General features: G+C 54.2%; 25 protein-coding genes. 9 read left to right on the top strand and 16 right to left on the bottom strand.

Annotated elements, in window-relative coordinates; genetic code table 11:
• On the bottom strand, positions 1-692 hold a 692-nt coding region (locus tag P353_RS08450), incomplete at its 3' end, for a DUF4158 domain-containing protein (RefSeq protein WP_034367806.1).
• A gap of 2 nt (positions 693-694) precedes the next feature.
• Positions 695-1,252: a recombinase family protein gene (locus P353_RS08445; RefSeq protein ID WP_029306731.1), complete on the bottom strand. Its 558-nt coding sequence runs from the start codon at positions 1,250-1,252 to the stop codon at positions 695-697.
• A 411-nt stretch (positions 1,253-1,663) separates the two neighbouring features.
• Here P353_RS08445 and P353_RS08440 point away from each other — a divergent pair, with 411 nt between their 5' ends.
• The 5 genes from P353_RS08440 to P353_RS29140 all read left to right on the top strand — a co-directional run bounded on the left by P353_RS08440 (position 1,664) and on the right by P353_RS29140 (position 5,086).
• Positions 1,664-3,142: a SulP family inorganic anion transporter gene (locus P353_RS08440; RefSeq protein ID WP_029306730.1), complete on the top strand. Its 1,479-nt coding sequence runs from the start codon at positions 1,664-1,666 to the stop codon at positions 3,140-3,142.
• A gap of 14 nt (positions 3,143-3,156) precedes the next feature.
• Positions 3,157-4,020, top strand: coding sequence for a universal stress protein (locus tag P353_RS08435; RefSeq protein WP_029306729.1), 864 nt, complete (start codon positions 3,157-3,159; stop codon positions 4,018-4,020).
• A 16-nt stretch (positions 4,021-4,036) separates the two neighbouring features.
• The gene (locus tag P353_RS08430; protein WP_029306728.1) at positions 4,037-4,372 is read left to right on the top strand and encodes a TraR/DksA family transcriptional regulator; all 336 of its coding nucleotides are present in this window, start codon (positions 4,037-4,039) and stop codon (positions 4,370-4,372) included.
• Positions 4,373-4,465: 93 nt separating this feature from the next.
• The gene (locus tag P353_RS29865) at positions 4,466-4,747 is read left to right on the top strand and encodes a hypothetical protein (protein ID WP_034367802.1); all 282 of its coding nucleotides are present in this window, start codon (positions 4,466-4,468) and stop codon (positions 4,745-4,747) included.
• A 75-nt stretch (positions 4,748-4,822) separates the two neighbouring features.
• Positions 4,823-5,086 carry a hypothetical protein gene (locus P353_RS29140; RefSeq protein ID WP_157839568.1) on the top strand — a complete coding sequence of 88 codons (264 nt, stop codon included), beginning with the start codon at positions 4,823-4,825 and terminating at the stop codon, positions 5,084-5,086.
• 99 nt (positions 5,087-5,185) lie between these two features.
• Here the strand turns inward: P353_RS29140 and P353_RS29135 are convergent, their stop codons facing one another.
• From P353_RS29135 to P353_RS08390, 8 genes are all read right to left on the bottom strand, one after another.
• Entirely contained in the window at positions 5,186-5,422 is a 237-nt protein-coding gene (locus tag P353_RS29135) for a hypothetical protein (protein WP_157839567.1), read from the bottom strand.
• Between the two features lie 65 nt (positions 5,423-5,487).
• Positions 5,488-5,994, bottom strand: a complete 507-nt coding sequence (locus tag P353_RS08420; protein WP_034367799.1) for a hypothetical protein — start codon at positions 5,992-5,994, stop codon at positions 5,488-5,490.
• Positions 5,995-6,215: 221 nt separating this feature from the next.
• Positions 6,216-6,581: a hypothetical protein gene (locus tag P353_RS08415; protein WP_034367795.1), complete on the bottom strand. Its 366-nt coding sequence runs from the start codon at positions 6,579-6,581 to the stop codon at positions 6,216-6,218.
• Positions 6,582-6,783: 202 nt separating this feature from the next.
• Positions 6,784-7,146, bottom strand: a complete 363-nt coding sequence (locus tag P353_RS08410; RefSeq protein WP_034367793.1) for a hypothetical protein — start codon at positions 7,144-7,146, stop codon at positions 6,784-6,786.
• A 7-nt stretch (positions 7,147-7,153) separates the two neighbouring features.
• Positions 7,154-7,966, bottom strand: coding sequence for a hypothetical protein (locus P353_RS08405; RefSeq protein WP_034367790.1), 813 nt, complete (start codon positions 7,964-7,966; stop codon positions 7,154-7,156).
• Positions 7,966-8,241, bottom strand: coding sequence for a hypothetical protein (locus tag P353_RS08400; RefSeq protein WP_034367787.1), 276 nt, complete (start codon positions 8,239-8,241; stop codon positions 7,966-7,968). Before P353_RS08400 ends, P353_RS08405 begins: the two co-directional genes overlap by 1 nt.
• A gap of 69 nt (positions 8,242-8,310) precedes the next feature.
• Positions 8,311-8,913, bottom strand: a complete 603-nt coding sequence (locus P353_RS08395; RefSeq protein WP_052084796.1) for a DUF262 domain-containing protein — start codon at positions 8,911-8,913, stop codon at positions 8,311-8,313.
• A 187-nt stretch (positions 8,914-9,100) separates the two neighbouring features.
• A complete protein-coding gene (locus tag P353_RS08390; protein ID WP_034367783.1) occupies positions 9,101-9,313 on the bottom strand; it encodes a hypothetical protein in 213 nt (70 codons plus the stop codon).
• Positions 9,314-9,637: 324 nt separating this feature from the next.
• On the opposite strand from P353_RS08390, the gene P353_RS08385 reads away from it, so the two are divergent.
• Complete coding sequence (locus P353_RS08385; RefSeq protein WP_034367781.1) at positions 9,638-10,192, top strand: hypothetical protein; 555 nt, start codon at positions 9,638-9,640, stop codon at positions 10,190-10,192.
• 373 nt (positions 10,193-10,565) lie between these two features.
• Positions 10,566-10,793, top strand: a complete 228-nt coding sequence (locus tag P353_RS29130) for a hypothetical protein (protein ID WP_157839565.1) — start codon at positions 10,566-10,568, stop codon at positions 10,791-10,793.
• A 55-nt stretch (positions 10,794-10,848) separates the two neighbouring features.
• Here the strand turns inward: P353_RS29130 and P353_RS28015 are convergent, their stop codons facing one another.
• The 6 genes from P353_RS28015 to P353_RS08360 all read right to left on the bottom strand — a co-directional run bounded on the left by P353_RS28015 (position 10,849) and on the right by P353_RS08360 (position 14,942).
• The gene (locus P353_RS28015) at positions 10,849-11,409 is read right to left on the bottom strand and encodes a hypothetical protein (RefSeq protein ID WP_080750485.1); all 561 of its coding nucleotides are present in this window, start codon (positions 11,407-11,409) and stop codon (positions 10,849-10,851) included.
• Positions 11,410-12,161: 752 nt separating this feature from the next.
• On the bottom strand, positions 12,162-12,809 hold the full coding sequence (locus P353_RS08375) for a hypothetical protein (protein ID WP_034367776.1): 648 nt from the start codon (positions 12,807-12,809) through the stop codon (positions 12,162-12,164).
• Positions 12,806-13,192 (bottom strand): hypothetical protein, encoded by a 387-nt coding sequence (locus tag P353_RS08370; RefSeq protein WP_034367773.1) that lies wholly within the window; start codon positions 13,190-13,192, stop codon positions 12,806-12,808. Before P353_RS08370 ends, P353_RS08375 begins: the two co-directional genes overlap by 4 nt.
• A gap of 15 nt (positions 13,193-13,207) precedes the next feature.
• A complete protein-coding gene (locus tag P353_RS08365) occupies positions 13,208-13,468 on the bottom strand; it encodes a hypothetical protein (RefSeq protein WP_157839564.1) in 261 nt (86 codons plus the stop codon).
• Positions 13,469-13,705: 237 nt separating this feature from the next.
• A complete protein-coding gene (locus tag P353_RS28010) occupies positions 13,706-14,494 on the bottom strand; it encodes a DUF2971 domain-containing protein (protein ID WP_198529045.1) in 789 nt (262 codons plus the stop codon).
• Positions 14,495-14,645: 151 nt separating this feature from the next.
• Positions 14,646-14,942, bottom strand: a complete 297-nt coding sequence (locus tag P353_RS08360; protein ID WP_034367768.1) for a hypothetical protein — start codon at positions 14,940-14,942, stop codon at positions 14,646-14,648.
• A gap of 71 nt (positions 14,943-15,013) precedes the next feature.
• Here P353_RS08360 and P353_RS27530 point away from each other — a divergent pair, with 71 nt between their 5' ends.
• Positions 15,014-15,337 (top strand): hypothetical protein, encoded by a 324-nt coding sequence (locus P353_RS27530; protein ID WP_052084795.1) that lies wholly within the window; start codon positions 15,014-15,016, stop codon positions 15,335-15,337.
• Between the two features lie 614 nt (positions 15,338-15,951).
• Positions 15,952-16,707: a hypothetical protein gene (locus P353_RS08345; protein WP_198529044.1), complete on the top strand. Its 756-nt coding sequence runs from the start codon at positions 15,952-15,954 to the stop codon at positions 16,705-16,707.

The raw sequence follows: 16,707 nt of genomic DNA, 5'->3' as shown, positions 1-16,707 counted from the left end.
TTGAGGCGTTCGATGTGTTCGAGCATGTGCCGCGAGTTCGGCTTGACCGGTGACTGGCGTAGCCAGGCCAGCCAGGTCGTCTTGCCGTTGTCCCGGCGCTTGAGCAAGTCGTCGAGACGGCGGCGATGTGCGTCCGACAGCGGTTCGGCCAAGGAATCGTAGATGCGCCGGTTGGCGCGGGTGATCGCCTCGGCGCTCGCCCGCTCGATAGCGTTGAGCGCGGGCAGAATGATCGACTGCCGCCGTAGATGTTCGACCAAGGCGCTGGCCAGCACAATACCCTTGTCGGTTTGCATGGCCAGCTCGGTCAGCGTGTGGACGGCCTGCCGGTAGTGGCTCATGGTGAAGGGCTGGAAGCCGAATACCGTTTGCAGTTCGACCAGATGCTCGCGCCGGGTCTGCTCCCGCTGCCCGTACTCGCCCCAGCTTTCAATGCCGACCTTGAGCTGGTCGGCGACCAGTTTCAGCAAGGGCGGAAACGGCGCCTCATCGACACCAAGAATGACGCCAGGAAAGCGCAGGTAGCAAAGCTGCACGGCGAAGCCCAGGCGGTTGGCCGGGCCGCGCCGCTGCCGGATGATGGCGAAGTCGGTATCGCTGAATGTGTAATGTCGGATCAGGTCGTCCTTGGTGTCCGGCAACGCCAACAGGCTTTCGCGCTCGGCGGCGGACAGGATCGATCGGCGGGGCATCGTCAGGCATCTTTCAGGTATTGGTACAGGGTTTCCCGACTGACGCCGAACTCACGGGCCAGCTTCGATTTCTGTTCGCCAGCCTCGGCGCGATGACGCAATTCGGAGGCGCGCTCAGGGGACAGTGCTTTCTTGCGTCCACGATACGCGCCCCGCTGCTTGGCCAACGCAATGCCCTCGCGTTGCCGCTCACGGATTAAGGCGCGCTCGAACTCGGCGAACGCGCCCATCACCGACAACATCAGATTCGCCATCGGCGAGTCCTCGCCGGTGAAGGTCAAGCACTCCTTGACGAATTCGATCCGTACCCCGCGCTTGGTGAGCGTCTGCACCATACGGCGTAGGTCATCGAGGTTGCGCGCCAGACGATCCATGCTATGCACCACCACCGTGTCGCCCTCGCGGGCGAAGGCCAGCAGGGCTTCCAGTTCTGGGCGCTGGATGTCCTTGCCCGATGCCTTGTCGGTGAACACCTTGTCCACCTGTGTCTGCTCAAGCTGGCGTTCCGGGTTCTGATCGAAGCTGCTGACCCGGACGTACCCGATCCGTTGTCCCTTCAAGATGCTCTCCCGTGCAAAATGTCAGAAAAGAATCTATGACCCTTTGTTGATCGTGTCAACAAATATCAAAACTCACTCTATCCTGACGGATTTCGGGAGCAATCATTGACGCCAGATTAGGGTATAGCTCAGACTGACATTATTATTGCTGCGCCGCCGCAAAGAAGGTAAAATACCCCTTCCAAAAAATCAGCAAGCCAACTATCGGAGTTCCTACCCGTGTAAGCCTCTTTCTCGCTGCGAGCCAGCTTCAACCACTCACCACGCTCGCACGAGGCTGCACGTCCGATTCACTGCGTCTTGCTGGCCCCGGATCACTCGGGGTTCGTTCTCTATTCCGCTGGCCGGGAAGACGCGCTTGCGCTCGCCCCAACTGCCACCACTGGCTGGCAACCACAACGGAATAGAAGAATGATGAAATCCTTACGCCAGGACTGGCTTTCCAATGTCCGAAACGACCTACTAGCGGGCATCGTCGTCGCGCTGGCACTGATCCCCGAGGCGATTGCCTTCTCGATCATTGCGGGCGTCGATCCCAAGGTCGGCCTTTACGCCTCATTCAGCATTGCCGCAATCATTGCCTTTGCCGGTGGTCGCCCTGGCATGGTGTCTGGGGCCACAGGTGCAATGGCGCTGCTGATGGTGACCTTGGTCAAAGACCACGGCCTGCAATATCTGCTGGCTGCCACCGTGCTGACCGGCGTGCTGCAAATTCTCGCGGGCTGGCTCAAGCTCGGCGCATTGATGCGCTTTGTCTCTCGCTCGGTCATCACGGGCTTTGTCAACGCGCTGGCCATCCTGATCTTCATGGCTCAGTTGCCCGAGCTGACCAACGTGACGTGGCATGTCTATGCCATGACGGCGGCAGGTCTGGGCATCATCTACGGCTTCCCCTACATCACAAAGGCGGTGCCGTCGCCGCTGGTCGCCATCGTCGTACTGACTGCCGTAGCGATCTTCCTCGGTCTCGACATTCGCACCGTGGGCGACATGGGCAAGCTGCCCGACAGCCTGCCGGTGTTCCTGCTGCCTGATGTGCCGTTGAACCTCGAAACGCTCAAGATCATCTTCCCTGTCTCGGCCACCTTGGCAGTCGTCGGCCTGCTGGAATCCATGATGACGGCTTCCATCGTCGATGATCTGACCGACTCCAACAGCAACAAGAACCGTGAATGCGTGGGCCAGGGTGTCGCCAATATCGCCTCCGGCTTCCTCGGTGGCATGGCCGGTTGCGCCATGATTGGCCAGTCGGTCATTAACGTGAAATCCGGCGGCCGTGGCCGACTCTCCACGCTGGCCGCTGGCGTGTTCCTGCTGCTGATGGTGGTGTTCATCGGTGACTGGGTGGCCCGCATTCCGATGGCCGCACTGGTCGCGGTGATGATCATGGTGTCCATCGGCACCTTCAACTGGGCCTCGATCCGCAATCTGCGCGAGCACCCCAAAAGCTCCAGCGTGGTGATGCTGGCCACCGTGGTGGTGACGGTCGGCACCCACGACTTGGCCAAGGGCGTGCTGGTCGGCGTGTTGTTGTCAGGCTTTTTCTTCGCGCACAAGGTGGGCCAGATTCTGCGCGTCACCTCTCGCACTGAGGACGAAGGCCGCGTGCGCACCTACACCATCACCGGCCAGGTGTTCTTCGCCTCGTCGGAACGCTTCATCAATGCCTTCGACTACAAGGAGGTCATCGAGAAGGTGCGCATTGACGTGAGCCGTGCCCACTTCTGGGACATCACCGCTGTCAGTGCCTTGGACAAGGTGGTCATCAAGTTCCGCCGTGAAGCCACCGAGGTAGAAGTCATCGGCTTGAACGAGGCTAGCGCCACGCTAGTGGACAAGTTCGCCGTGCATGACAAAGACGGTGCCGACGACATGCTGATGGGCCACTGAGAGGAAACAGGATCATGAAGAACGAAAACAAAGTGCTGGCCTGCGTGGATCAATCCCACTTCGCCGAATACGTGGCTGACTACGCCGCATGGGCCGCTCGCCGCATGGACGCGCCGCTGGAGTTCCTACACGTCATCGACCGCCACCCCGAGCAGGGATCAGGCGAAGATCACAGCGGGGCCATCGGCATCGACGCCCAAGAAAACCTGCTGACCAAGCTCTCCGCAGAAGACGAGGCCCGCACCAAGAATGCTCGTGAACAAGGCCGCATCTTCCTGAACCGCCTGCGCGAACGGGCCACCGCTGCCGGTGCCGCGCTGGTCGATGTTCGCCAGCGTCATGGTGAGCTGGAAGCCACGCTGGCCGAACAGGAAGACGGCGTGCGCCTGCTGGTACTCGGACGCCGTGGCGAAGCCGCAGAAACGACACAGCGCGACTTGGGCCGCAATGTGGAACAGGTAGTGCGGTCCCTGCACAAACCGATCCTGACCGTGACCGAAGGCTTCAAAGAGCCGCAGCGCGTGATGATCGCCTTCGACGGTAGTACCGTGACCCGGCGTGGCGTCGAAATGGTCGCAGGCAGCCCGCTGTTCCGTGGCTTGCCAATCACCCTGCTGATGTCGGGAAAGGAAAGCCAGGACGCACCCAAGCAGCTTGATTGGGCCAAGACCACCTTGGAGGCCTCTGGCTTCAATGTGACCGCCTCGCTGATCCCCGGCGATGCGGAAAACATCATCGCCAAGACGGTCAAGGAGCAGTCCATCGACATGCTCATCATGGGCGCATTCGGTCACTCGCCGCTGCGCACTTTGATGTTCGGCAGCAAGACCGCTGACCTGCTGCGTTCCTCGACCGTCCCCACGCTTCTACTGCGATAGCGAAGGAGTCGCCTCAATGGACATGGAACAGTTCCGCGCTCGACTGCTGATCGAGCAAAGGGAAACCGTTGAGGCAATCCAGCAGGCTCAACAGTCCGCCGCGCCGGTCGAGCTGGATCAATCCTGTGTCGGTAGGGTGTCGCGTATCGACGCCCTCCAACAGCAGGCTCTCGCCCAAGGATTGCGGGAGCGGCTGACCATTCGCAAGCGCAAGGTCGAAGCTGCGCTGGCCCGCCTCGACTCTGGCACCTATGGGCTGTGCTGCGCCTGTCACAGTGATTTGGAGCCGGAACGGTTGAACGCCGATCCTGCTGTTGTGTTCTGCCAGGAATGCGCAACAGAGCGTCAATGACAAAGCCGTATTGATGCCCAACGGTGGAGCCGTTTTGCCTTAACGTGCTTTATTTTCCGTTTTCTGAGACGACCCCAGGGCGCGCAAGCTCGATTGCCTGTCCTGACGCTATCGCTCAAAGGAGCATATTTCGAGGCCATCCGGGACGGTTCAAAGCATGAGGAATATCGGCTGGCCAAGCCCTACTGGTCAAAGCGTCTGGAGGGGCGCTCCTACGCTCAAATCGTGCTGACCCTGGGCTACCCCGCCGCAGACGACCATGAGCGCCGCCTGGTGCTTCCTTGGCGTGGGTACACACGGAAAACTATCACGCACCCTCATTTCGGGCCAGATCCGGTAGATGTCTATGCCATCGATGTGAGCGCGATATCGTAATCCACACAATAGAGCCAGCTCAAGCAGGCAACCAGGCCCGACAACCAGCAAATCCCAACTCACAGAAAGACCTTTATGGAAAACAAGCAACCGAAGATTGTTCAGATCGCGCCTGCAGGAGACTGGTGCTATGAATACAGGCCTGATCCCAATGAGAACTGGAAAACAACGATCCCAGTCGTGCTCTGGGCGCTCTATGAAGATGGCAGCGTGAAAGGGCTTAGAGGTCCAGAAGCTCCAGATGGTCTGACGGTGGAGCTGAAGCCTATCGGGGCAACAAACACCACGGGCCGCTTTGTGACCAAGGCCTGTCCAGAAGGGTCTGGCACTTCGCGCTAAACCGCGCCAGCTCAAAAGAAAAAGCCCGCTTGGCATGCCAGCGGGCTTTTGTATTGGTGCGACAGGTAGATCTAAGGGTGCGGCTTCGGACCTAGAGCGTTAGCTGTTGTAGCGCGCCTCTTCAGCTTGGCTCCACAGAATCTGACAGTTAGATCTGCCATCACGAGGACTTACCGGGTTAGGTACGTAGCGAGATGGATAGCGCCTGCGCCACTCTGTCTGCAGCGTGTTCAGAAACTCACCTGCATGATGGCTGTCTGCATAGCAGAAGTCGCGGTTAGCGTAGTCGCGCCAGAGGTTGAATTGCGTGACCAAATCGTTATCGTCAATTTCCATTTCAGCTCATTTCGTTGTGGTGGTGTCGCACAAAGCTATATCGTCAAAGCAGCACAAAGCTGAAATCAGTGGTGAATCATGTTGGGAAGATCTCGGCCCAATCGACCGCCTACTTTGTCAGGGTAAAAGAGTTCGTCATGCTGGATGGTTCGCATAGCGGGGTTAACTATGCATCTGGCGACTGCGCACAGATCACTCGTGTGGAGCATGAAGGTCACGCAGTCCTTGCGTTCAGGATGTTGGCTAGGGGAAAGATCTGGCCTATCCGGTGGCGCTGTCCAGGCCTCAAAGACGTGCGCCACCATCGGGGAATACTGCAGCATGGCATGGCGCAATCCTGGCACATCCTCCAAGCGGCGAATGACTGTGGGGTAGAGGCGATCAAGCAGACCGTTATCGAAATGCATGCCTATGAGCGTATTGGGGAATCCACCTTTGGAGGTGTAGACCTGCTCGACTTGTTCATACAGGAACTTGTATGCAATGTTGAAAGGGTCATTGCCCAGCATGTTGGCGCGCATGGCCTCGGTTAGTACAGAGCGGCCAGAGTTCTTGGCCTTCGCTTGTCCCATGGAGTTCTTTCAGGAAGTGAGTACGCTTCTAGTCTCCTGGTAGTTCAGAAAATGCAACCCTCTCCAGTAGGCTCAGGACGGGCAGGCTCAGCCTCGGGGCGCAAAAAAAACCTGCACTTGGCAGGTTTCTTGAAGTGGCGCTGGATTGTTCAGTCCTGAGACGCGGTGCTGAGTTCAAGCGCCCCCCGGTAGGTAATCTCAAAGTCGATCTATTTCTTGTTCTATCGAGCTGTGCGCCGCGCGCGAGAAACGCCGTCGATGACTTCAGCAAGTGTGAAATCTACAGTATCGCCATCCTTCAGATGTGCAAACTTTGCCGTCATAGCTTCGCTCACGTCCTGTCCGTACATGCGACGTAATTTGGCAGCATGGATGAAGCCAATCAAAGTTGGAGAGCCGAAATACGCGAAGAAGGAACCGATGATGATTGCGGAATAACGGATGCTCCTGGTGGACTCGAAGAACACATCAGCTGCTGTGGTTCCGTAGAACAAGCCAACAGTGAAAATGAAGAGGAGAGGCCAGAGCGAACTGCATGTGTGCAGTCCAAAGAGACGATAGGCGTGAAATTTTGCTTTGAAGTTCATAGCGGCTCCCTCATATTCCTTGATGTGTTGTTCGATTCTTGCTTAATGGTTGTCACAACGTGGCTTCAGCCAACCAGTTGAAATCCACTTTAAGGGTGCCTCATAAATTGCAACCCTTTCCAGGACCTGAAAGTAGGCAGCGCCAGCAATAGCGTAAAAAAACCTGCCCAAGGCAGGTCGTTCGGGAAGGGAGCACCTGGTTCTAGGCCCGATCGGTAGGGCGCTCGCCCTTTCGCATGCTCCTGAAAATGTCATATCCGAAGAGCAACAGCATCAAAACGATTGTTCCGTACATAGTGACCGTGGACTGCCAGGGCAAGCCATCGCTCTCAACATAGACCAGTCCACCAATTTGTTCTTTCGGGATGATCCTGACCTCGCCAACGCTCGACGGAGAGTCGATTCGATAGTCCCCAGTCAGGATATCGCGGCTCATGCGGCCTTCGAAGACTTGGCCGCTCTTATCGATAAGCTTGGCCTGCTCGTGGACCTGCAGCCGCGCTGCGAGGTTGAGGCCTGTGTAGAAGACAAAGAGGGCGAGAGCAAAAGTAAGAAGGGAACGCATGGATCTATCAGGGGGCACGTTTTCGAGGCTTCTGGGCTGTGCGCTGCACTTTGGCAGCATTCATGGCGTCCTCAGCAGCGCTGTACTCGTCAGGGGTTAGTAGCTTGTCACCAGGACACAGGAACCAGCCCTTGATGCAAGAAAGATCGTGGACCGCGAGCTGGAGGTGTGTGTCATCGAAGATCGCGCTTGATGGGTCAACTTGCTTGCCTTGTTCAAACGCACCCCGCGAAGCTTGAAATGGTGCAGTGTTGACTATCTGAAGTGTGGCTTCTTCCAGTAGCTTCATCTGTGCAGTGGTCAACATAGGTGAACCGCTCACATTCAACCCGAGCGATTGAGAAATCTGCGCGGCCAGGGCAATCGCCTCGGTATTCGCATGCCTGCGTAAGGCATGAACCATCTTGCACACTTCTCGGTCAAAGGCCCTGTGAAGATTCTCAGTGTCGCCCTCAAAGGAGGGCTTATTCTTGGGAGGATCTTCTCCATCGACTTCATAGGCCTTGACCATGATTTCCGCCGCAGAAGAGAAGTTCTCGATACCGCTTTGTGTGGTCAGGTCAAACAGGCGATCAATCTCAATAATTGCCCCAACTACAGCAGGCGTAGCTATGGGGTTGCGAGTGAGCTTGTGTTGAGGCCGCGTGCTGGATGCTGTAGCAAGTTTCAAGGCGCGGGCCGAGTCGCCTTCGAAAAAGTACATCCCATCGTAGAGCCAGTCATAGGAATTGGACGAGGGTAAGGGATTCTTTCGCCTTGCCACGAGCGAATCGCGCACCGTTGCGTCACAACCGTGATACGCAATAAGGATCTGACCCATCAGTTTTTGGACTTGGCAGTCTTCGCGTGAGACAGAGCAAATCCGCCGACGCTGCGCATGAAGTGCAATGCCTCTTGGCCCGTCAACTTGGGCACAACAAAACCGAGGTGGCTGTTCACGGATGCTTTGCGCGCGGCAGCCATTTTCTTCTCGAAACTGCGTGCGACGACATCGGCGTTGTGAGCCTTCTCAGCGGATTGAACGACCACGCTACCGCCAGCGCGGCTCGTGCCCGCTTTTGCTTTGGAGGAAGTGTGTGCTTTTGCCATGTTCATAGTTTGCCACATACGAAAAAAAAGGACAGCTGAATGGCTTGGACAAGCCTACGTTGCGTGTTGCGGCTCTCATGCGACCAGCGCCAGCAGAGCGCGAACGCGGTCCAGCTCTTCTGGGGTGTGGACAGAACCACCGGCATTGATTCTCAGGTAGTGGTTGAGCAGATCTGCGCGCGAATTGAATTCGTAGATGCAGAACTGAAGCGTGAAGCGACGTGGGTCAAAGGGAGTGCCCTTGAGATCCTGTGCTTTGTACTTTCCGAACACTGCGAACTCACCAGCCATAAATTTCCGGCAAGCGGTCAGGCGTTGCAGGCCGTCGATGCACTGGAATTCGTTGTCGTTGATGTCGCCAGCCGTGGTGGACTCGCGTGTCCAGCCGGGGCAGTTGAACATGATTCGGTTGGGCGCGGTCTTTCGAAAAATCGCCTCCACATAGGCAACCTGCTGGGCCTGGGACCAGACATGGCCACGCTGAAAGTCCGGTTCCAGCTCAAAGCAGCCGCTAGGCGTATCGGTGCAGTCTCGCTCAATGGTGGCCAGGGTCTTTTCAATTGAAGCGATGGCACAGTCCATGGTGTATGCCGCATCAGGCAGAGGATGGATGAGGGCGTACATCTCCTGGTGCTCGGGTGGCAGGTTGGCGACAAAGCGGTTTTGGGCGGTGGTCATATGGCACTCGTGTTCACGGCGTTTTGATTGAGCTTACGTGGGGTTGCCAAAATGCAAGTTCGCCGGGAGTGCCGAAGCGACTAGAAGATCTACAGACCCACCAATGGTGCAGGTCGAGTGAATTTGAACTGCAGTCACCAAAGAAAAACAAAGGGCCATTGCGGCCCTCTTGTAACGAACGAGCAGGCTAGACCTCCCCGCCCTCCAGAGCAGTGATCGCGCGTCTTAGTTGTTCTAAGGCCTTCTGCTTAGCTTCAGCTTGCATTGCAGATATCGAATCTTGGTATTTGACCCAGACAGACACATCCACTTCTGTGCCGCGACCGTCAATTTCTTCGTGGAGGTTCACCTTGACTGCCAGTTGTCCATGATAGGGTTCCTTGAAAATCGTGATTTCCATTGCCATTCCTTTAAGTTGCGCTCATGTAAATAGGATTACCTCACAGAATGCTCCGCTAGAGCAGCGGCTTACCTTCTGTCTCACTGGCAGTGATTTCACGCCCAGCTCAGGCAGAATACTAGCTTGTGAGGCATGTTTGACGCGACCGTGCAGCTTCCCTGGTCAGAGAGGCGGGCATAGAAGTTCGTCGTCATCTGTTTTGCAGCTATGCAGCGTATTTCGTATGGATTGAACATAGTGTCTGGTTCCAACTGGGTGTACTGATTGTCGTTCCTAACCCTCCCAATTGGGTTTTATCTGTATTAGTGCTGATATTTTATAAAGATGAATGAAGATAAGTTGAATAAATTCCTAGATATTGGCTTGAAGATATATCGTGTAATAAAACCGAGCTTTCATAATAAAATCACATGGGTTTTGATTTTCTTTGGAATCTCGCTGATGACCTCTAGTTTGCTAGAGGACATTGTTAATCATGTATTAAAAAAACAGTTTGACTTTACCGTCACCGGCGAGAAAGACGTTTTCTGGGGATTCATGCTATGTCTCATAGCACTGATCTACAACATCATCCTGAACATCATCGGTGCCTACAACGAGAAGGCAAACAGGCAGGAAAGGAAAGAGCAACAAGATCTGCTATTGGAGCATGATAGAAAGCTTTACCAGAAATTGGAGCCTAGATTAAAAGAGCAATACTTGCATAATATTATTGTAAATACCGCCACCGATCACGCAATCTATTCGAATCAAGTGACTACCCTGGAAGCATTCGTAAATGCTAACAAAGAGGCTGGCAACAAATTTTTATCACCAGAAATTTCAAGTGCGACACTGAAATTAGTAGAGGATATTGACAACTACTTAAAATTTCAGTAAGAACATTTTGACGCATACCCGTATCATCAGAGAGAGCAAAACTACAGGCTCTGTTTGGCACCTCAATGGAACGTTGATCGAGCAGGGCAGTGGGAGGATGGTGACAAATATGATCCTCTTGCAGACGAAATGCTAAGGTTGCTGAGGACTATGGGAAGTGCTTACGCATCTTGGCGCGCAGCAGTGAAAAAAGTACTCTTCATCTAAATTTGACTGCGGGATAAGCTTAAAGCTACTGCAGCGATTGAACATCCGAAACGGCCAATGAGCAGACGATCAAGAGTGTGACTATTTTGACATTTGAAAAATAACGAGCTGAGGTAATCTCTAAGGTTCATCCCCAGAAGGGGCCTTCAATAGAAATAGTAGAGACATGAAATCTTTAATCATCGCCTTAGGGGCCGCAGTTTTACTTTGTGCATGTGCGTCACAACCCCGTTATGCTTACATCAAAGAGGGCGCATCGGCTCATGCTACGCAGTCGGCACTGGCCAAGTGCGAGTATCAGATCAAGGTTCAAAAGACACCAATTGCTGAACAAGCAGGGCTAAAAAGGCTTTGCATGGAAGGTGAAGGCTACCGCTACAAACGAGTAGGCTAAAACCATCAAGAAAGCGCCCTGAGGGGCGCTTTTTACTTCTCATCGTCAATGAGGATTATGAATTCACAAGCGGATCTTTTAGGCTTATCAAGTCCTCTAGGTGCGGCGTGACATTGGCATCAAGGTATGCATGCATCTTTCTGCTTAGATGATGCTCGCCAGGAAGAACAATGTCCTGCTGAGACGCCCACTCACGAAGCACGCCAACCAACACCATGTTGACATGATGTGCGTCTTCCAAGAACTGGATCAGGAAAGTCAAAAGCCTTTCCCTGCCTACGTCCGAATGCAGGTCCAAACCTCCGGGGGTGTCGTGCAGCCGATGAGCAATGACATTGCGATTTTCGAGAAAGCGATCCAGTTGCACACCGAACTCGGGGAGCAGATCAACCCGCTGACGCAGGACACTGAGAAGTTTCCCCAGGGTGGCTTTCGAGTGCAGACCAAGCAGAGCTTTAACCTGTTCCTCTGTCTGTAGAGGCTGTCCATGAAATGGGAATCGCAAGCATGTTTGCAACAGACGCTCGACGCCTTGTCCAGCGATTACCGCAAGGCCAATCGTCTTCAGAACCTCATCCTGTACAGGCTTGTAGCCTGATTGCATTTCGTCTTTCATTACCTCTCAACCTTATCTAGATTACTTGGCCACTCTGTATTGGCGGAGTGCTGCCATTCGCACATTCGCAAATGCAAGAATCAGGCTGTCGATGCCCCGCGTCAGGGCTTGGCGATCAGCTTGAGCACCATGCTAGTCACCCGATCAGCCATTGCAGTCAGAGCATGAAATCTCTCTGTAGGCTTGAACTACCAATTTCCTATCACACTGAAACTGTGTATTAGTGTCTAGGTTGACCCACTGAGAATGAACAGGTCCGTAGGCTCTTATACGCGATGTATTGGGAGGATCTTGACCATCTATTATTGATTCGAAACTCACTTCATAGCATTTACCGCTTTCCGGCGCGAATGCGGAGCCGGTAATGAAAGGCGAACCGTTCTGCTTAGATGATCTGGGCACATGGCCCACTTGGGTTGGTATTCCGGTTAGTTGAGTGAAAGTGCTCATATATTCTCCTTAGGTCTAACTTGGACTGGAAGACATGCTATTGCATGTTCAGTTCGTCTTTGACGGGTTGAGTTTAGAGGATGATTGATAGAAATGCTGCTTATGTGCAAAGGTGCCGTAACCACCGTGGTTGAGGCCCCTCTGCTTTCAGACAGATCCTTGGTTTGAAGCCATTGGCAAACGGATAGCTTCTGCACTCAGTTCATCGTGAGCGATGCCCACAATAAAAGGAAAGGCCGTCACAGGGACGGCCAGCTAAGATTGGCTCTTCAGGTCAGAGTCGAATTGCGACGATCAGGGCATCAATGTGCCATGGATTCCTCAAGAACCGGAACGTCGATGACTTGCTGGGCTTCTATATCCAAGGTGTTGTCCGCCCAAAGGTTCTGTTCGATGTGGGCCAGGGCCAGCTCCAGGGTGCCATGCGCTATGCGTTCGACAGCGCTGCAGAGCACTTGCTTCACGAGCTGGCAGTTGCCGCGCGCCGGGGAGTACCACAGCTCCCATGCGCAATCGCTTTCATGGCAGGACACGCCGAACTTGACCCATCCGCCCTTGGCTTTGCGTATGAACGGGGCAAACAATCGGATGCCGCTGGCCACAAGCTCAATGGCACCGACTTTATGGCGCGACATGGCAATGGATAGCGCGGTCTGCTTTGTGTCGATCCATTCGCCATTCACTGAAAGGCCCTTATCGCTGGCCAGGGCCGACAGATAGTTGTAGTAGACGTAAGAGCAGCGGGGCTGCAGAAGCACAGCAATATCGGGCTTATCTCCCCAGCTTTGGATTGTCAGCGCCGCGATCTTGGCTTTGATACCGTTGACTTTTTCATCGGCAAGATCTTCCTTGCGTTCAGCTGCACGAAGGCATGCGACGGCTGCGGTGTGCTTGGCCTGGGCCAGGGCGAGCTGGCGATTGAGAAGGTCAAGTTCAGTTGTGATCGTCATGTCATGCTCTCCTGTACTTCTGGAGTAAGGATGTCGTCGATGTCAATGAGCAACTGCGAGCTGTCCCCTTCAGTGGCTACAAAGGCAACTGAGTCGAGCAGGGCGCGCGTGCGTGCCAGCACTGCGCAGGCTTGGCTGGCTCCTGTCTCATTGACATCGCGGCCCCGGATGGCTTCGACCGTGGCAATGGGGTCATAGCCGAGCGCGGCGATACGGTCCGCTTCGGGCCATTCCATCACGTAACCGCACATCAGCTCCGGTCGAGCTAGGGCATAGTCATACAAGCGTAGGGCATCGAAGGCGTTGCGCAGGCCAAATGACAGGGACTCTTCTTCATCACCGAGCCAGTCAGCGATGGCTATGAGTTGTTCTCGCGTATTCATGGATGGTGTGGCTTTCTAGTCGGCTTCGACATGCAACCCGTTAGGGGTGGGGGAGAGGACTTCCGCACCGACAAGACGCGCATGAACCAGGCGGGCGTGCTTGTCGATCACTTCGAATAAAGCTGGCAACTCGGCGTCAGTGGCCCCAAGGGTCTTGGGATGGCCAGTGAGTCCGCGCACGTAGGTGTCGAGAGCATCGAGCACTGCATCACGAGCGCCGTTGACGAACTGGTCTTGGGATATGACCTGGGTGGTTTTGATGGTGGTGATGGGCATGCCCATGCCTTTTTGAGTGGATGACTCTTTAAGCCTAAGAGCCACCTCAAAAATGCAACCCACCGTTGAGGCGATCAGAAGCAACGTTGCAAATGGCCACTACGGGGCAGAAAAGGCGACCAGGACAAGAGCGGCCAACAATAACCAGAGAATTTTCAATGCAGACGAGTTTTCGTTCGGAAGGCGATCAGCGTACATCCTGAGCCAACTGTGCACCCGAGCCTTCAGCAGGTTATCTCATTGATCTGCGACCGGCTTCAATATATCGAAAGAATCAATATTCCAAGTGGTAGGAGACAAACGGCAACCGTAGGCTGTTAGGTTAGGATAAAGTCCAAGATATTCCTGCAATACATCTGCCACAGCACTGGAAGATTGAAGCAAGGGATGTCTCATGCCAAAATAAATCTCCTTAATCGATTCTTCTGGGAGTTCGTAGCAGAAGAGAGTTTTATTTCCCGCTGGAATTTCTTTAAAAGTGCCGCTTGGATTAGTGCCATTCTCATCTCTGTCCGATAAGCACTTCACTACCCTAACCTCTTCTTCGTAAGCCCAGCAGGCAGGCTTTTGGAGAAATGTACGTTGCAACTTCTCTTCGTGGCCAGCTGGATAGTGATGCGTGTGGCCAACTAGAATTGGCATCCCTTTAAACGGTAGCATGGAGTGCGTTGGTCGCGTATGTGTATAGATGATATTGCCGTATTGTGCGGGAACAATACAACGTTGAGAATCAAGAAAACCAGATTTATCTACATCTATGCCTAGCACTACACCGCGATGTTCATCGCCGTAGTGTGCCCACATTAAGGGGTTCAATGGATTTCGCGTTAGACACAGAACCCCGTGATTCTCAGACCAGATGGACTGCTTGGCCCACGATTGAACACTATCGAAAAAAGAAGGAATAGGAAGATCAACCTGCGGTGGATAAGCCGCTGTCAACTCAAAAGGGTCATTAAAAGTATGGGGATTAGAAAACCCAATTGATCGGCCTGCAAGTATTGCTTTGGCTGCATCCGCGCTCATGTACTTATATAAGATCAATCTAGCACTCCCCGCAATTCTTAGAAAAGCCCCATAAGGCTTACTTCATCAGACTCAACTATAGATGACAAACTCCCGGCAAATTGTGCAACCGCGTTAGGTTCGGTCCAGCTTGAATGCTTGTGTTTGAGAGTCAAGGTTTGTCTGTGCAGAAAATTCGCCCGATGTCGATGACAGCGGCAACGGCTAGTAGCACTGGGAGTCCGTACTGGCCGATTTTGCAAACGATGGACCAGATGCTGCCCCTGAAGATGCCCATGTATCCACTGGCTGGGGCTTCATTACTGGAAGGGATCATGAGTTGGGGCGGTTCAGCCAGGTAGGCAAAGAGATAGTAGGCCAGTACAGCCAGCAGCAGATTGGTCCACCAGGGCCAGCTGGCGATGGCCAATGGCACAGCGACGATGAGAGGCTTGTTGGTGTTGGACATGGGCACCTATTTACGGTCTGTTGAGGAATCCAGACTCTAGGAGCGCCGCCATTGCAACCTTCACTGCTGATTTGCCCAAACTGGACAAGTCCGCATTCCTGGTTGATGAAGTGCCAGCAGTAGATTTTTGGCAGATCAACAAGGGGATGGTGATGATCCAGCTCACGGCCAAAAATCTTCATGAATTGCTCACCGAATTGCGCACTATGGACTACCAGGTGCGTTCAAAGGTTGACTTCGGACAGTTGCCGACCTTTGGGGGTGAATGTCCCAAGTACACAGGCAAGGTTTGGAGCTGGGACGAGTCGCAGATCCTGATCGGGACAGGCGTGGGCAGTGGCGATTTCGCTGGAGATCTGAAAATCGTGTCCAGAGCAGAGTTTGAAGGGCATTGAACTATGCAGAGCACTTCAAATTCTCGCGGTCGTACATTCCGTGCGCTTCGACTGGCGAGCAAATCATTCGTGCGAGGCTTTCTTGCTTGGCAAGCGCGGCCTAAGGCGTTTTGGAAGCAGCCATCTATAGCTTGGCCCCGGCGGCTGGACCATCTGGAGCTGGCCGAGTTGGTGTGCCACCGTGGTGGTGTTGTGAACTACAAAGCACTGATGGTGATGGAGGCCGTGATTGTGGAGAACGCTCTTCGAGGCTATGAAACCATGAGCGAGCAAGACTGCGCAGCTGTGCTTTCAGACCAGATTCTGCATAGGGCGCTCAAGCGGCATGTGGGCCGGCAGGCTGTACGGTCGATACATTTCATGCTCCAGCGGGTGCGCTTTGATACTGCGTGTCGGTACTCATATTCCGGTGTGAGTTTTGAGCTGCAGAACCTCTCAAGGCGTGATCAGACCTGAATGATTTCAGCGCTTGCCATCTTTGCCCGCACTTGCGGGCTTTTTTGTGCCAAGTGACAGCGCCCCGTTTGATGCTGCCTGAGGAGTAATAAATTGAACATTGGTCTTCCGAATACATGGCTTTGGGCCAGCTGGATTCGGTCGGATACAGTGCGGGCATGCACGCATTCATCACAGACACATCATTTGACAGCCGCCTTCGATCAACCATTTCGGCAGCATGGGCCGTCTTCGCGCGAAAGGTTGGCAGCACCCTTATTCCCATCAATAAGGAAGCTTCAATGCAGCTTCAGTACGCCTTTGTGCTGAAGCAGCTCTTGCCTATGGCACTTCAACACCCGGATGAACGCGCGGAGATAGAGCTTGAGCCAGGCGTCAACATGGGTACTGGCTCAAACAACATCGATATCCTCGTCCACGGCGCGTCCTCGAACGGTGAGACGAAGATTGCCATAGAGATGAAGTGCTATCGAAAGATAGCCGCATCGGGTCGCACGCGTGGTGCACACGACATATTCATGAAAGATGTCTATGAAGATCTACATGTACTGGAGCAGTATGTAGCTCAAGGTGTCGCATCGCGCGGCGTCGCCCTAGTGATGAACGACCTGGAACGGTTTGTCAATCCAAAAGCCAAAGATGGTAAGTGCTGGACTTATGACACATCGCACGGGCACACTTTTCAGGGGGGACATTTCACTGTGCCAGTTGGAGGGAAGGACGTAAACATCCAGCTTGCGCGGTCCTACACCTTCAATTGGGAAAAGTTCGGTCGGTTCTGGTTCTGTGAACTGGAGGGCAGATGTCCGCAAGAACTGCCCCGGCCTCACATGTCGAGCGTTGAAAGACGCTATCCCATACCTGGAAACGGTAACTATGGGGCGATAGCAGCTGCTGATCAGGCAGGCAGTTAG

Origin of the sequence: Comamonas testosteroni, assembly GCF_000761245.1 — a bacterium.
Lineage (GTDB): Bacteria > Pseudomonadota > Gammaproteobacteria > Burkholderiales > Burkholderiaceae_C > Comamonas > Comamonas testosteroni_C.
This window is presented reverse-complemented; position numbering and strand designations above follow the sequence as displayed.

What these genes read in the sequence shown, in the direction of transcription:
- P353_RS08410 (WP_034367793.1), bottom strand. Translation starts at nt 7,146, where the DNA reads ATGCGTTCCCTTCTTACTTTTGCTCTCGCCCTCTTTGTCTTCTACACA.
- P353_RS08415 (WP_034367795.1), bottom strand. Translation starts at nt 6,581, where the DNA reads ATGAACTTCAAAGCAAAATTTCACGCCTATCGTCTCTTTGGACTGCAC.
- P353_RS08420 (WP_034367799.1), bottom strand. Translation starts at nt 5,994, where the DNA reads ATGGGACAAGCGAAGGCCAAGAACTCTGGCCGCTCTGTACTAACCGAG.
- P353_RS08430 (WP_029306728.1), top strand. Translation starts at nt 4,037, where the DNA reads ATGGACATGGAACAGTTCCGCGCTCGACTGCTGATCGAGCAAAGGGAA.
- P353_RS28015 (WP_080750485.1), bottom strand. Translation starts at nt 11,409, where the DNA reads ATGAAAGACGAAATGCAATCAGGCTACAAGCCTGTACAGGATGAGGTT.
- P353_RS29135 (WP_157839567.1), bottom strand. Translation starts at nt 5,422, where the DNA reads ATGGAAATTGACGATAACGATTTGGTCACGCAATTCAACCTCTGGCGC.
- P353_RS29130 (WP_157839565.1), top strand. Translation starts at nt 10,566, where the DNA reads ATGAAATCTTTAATCATCGCCTTAGGGGCCGCAGTTTTACTTTGTGCA.
- P353_RS08385 (WP_034367781.1), top strand. Translation starts at nt 9,638, where the DNA reads ATGAATGAAGATAAGTTGAATAAATTCCTAGATATTGGCTTGAAGATA.
- P353_RS08375 (WP_034367776.1), bottom strand. Translation starts at nt 12,809, where the DNA reads ATGACGATCACAACTGAACTTGACCTTCTCAATCGCCAGCTCGCCCTG.
- P353_RS08345 (WP_198529044.1), top strand. Translation starts at nt 15,952, where the DNA reads ATGCACGCATTCATCACAGACACATCATTTGACAGCCGCCTTCGATCA.
- P353_RS08435 (WP_029306729.1), top strand. Translation starts at nt 3,157, where the DNA reads ATGAAGAACGAAAACAAAGTGCTGGCCTGCGTGGATCAATCCCACTTC.
- P353_RS08405 (WP_034367790.1), bottom strand. Translation starts at nt 7,966, where the DNA reads ATGGGTCAGATCCTTATTGCGTATCACGGTTGTGACGCAACGGTGCGC.
- P353_RS08440 (WP_029306730.1), top strand. Translation starts at nt 1,664, where the DNA reads ATGATGAAATCCTTACGCCAGGACTGGCTTTCCAATGTCCGAAACGAC.
- P353_RS08395 (WP_052084796.1), bottom strand. Translation starts at nt 8,913, where the DNA reads ATGACCACCGCCCAAAACCGCTTTGTCGCCAACCTGCCACCCGAGCAC.
- P353_RS08370 (WP_034367773.1), bottom strand. Translation starts at nt 13,192, where the DNA reads ATGAATACGCGAGAACAACTCATAGCCATCGCTGACTGGCTCGGTGAT.
- P353_RS29140 (WP_157839568.1), top strand. Translation starts at nt 4,823, where the DNA reads ATGGAAAACAAGCAACCGAAGATTGTTCAGATCGCGCCTGCAGGAGAC.
- P353_RS08400 (WP_034367787.1), bottom strand. Translation starts at nt 8,241, where the DNA reads ATGAACATGGCAAAAGCACACACTTCCTCCAAAGCAAAAGCGGGCACG.
- P353_RS08365 (WP_157839564.1), bottom strand. Translation starts at nt 13,468, where the DNA reads ATGCCCATCACCACCATCAAAACCACCCAGGTCATATCCCAAGACCAG.
- P353_RS08390 (WP_034367783.1), bottom strand. Translation starts at nt 9,313, where the DNA reads ATGGAAATCACGATTTTCAAGGAACCCTATCATGGACAACTGGCAGTC.
- P353_RS28010 (WP_198529045.1), bottom strand. Translation starts at nt 14,494, where the DNA reads ATGAGCGCGGATGCAGCCAAAGCAATACTTGCAGGCCGATCAATTGGG.
- P353_RS08360 (WP_034367768.1), bottom strand. Translation starts at nt 14,942, where the DNA reads ATGTCCAACACCAACAAGCCTCTCATCGTCGCTGTGCCATTGGCCATC.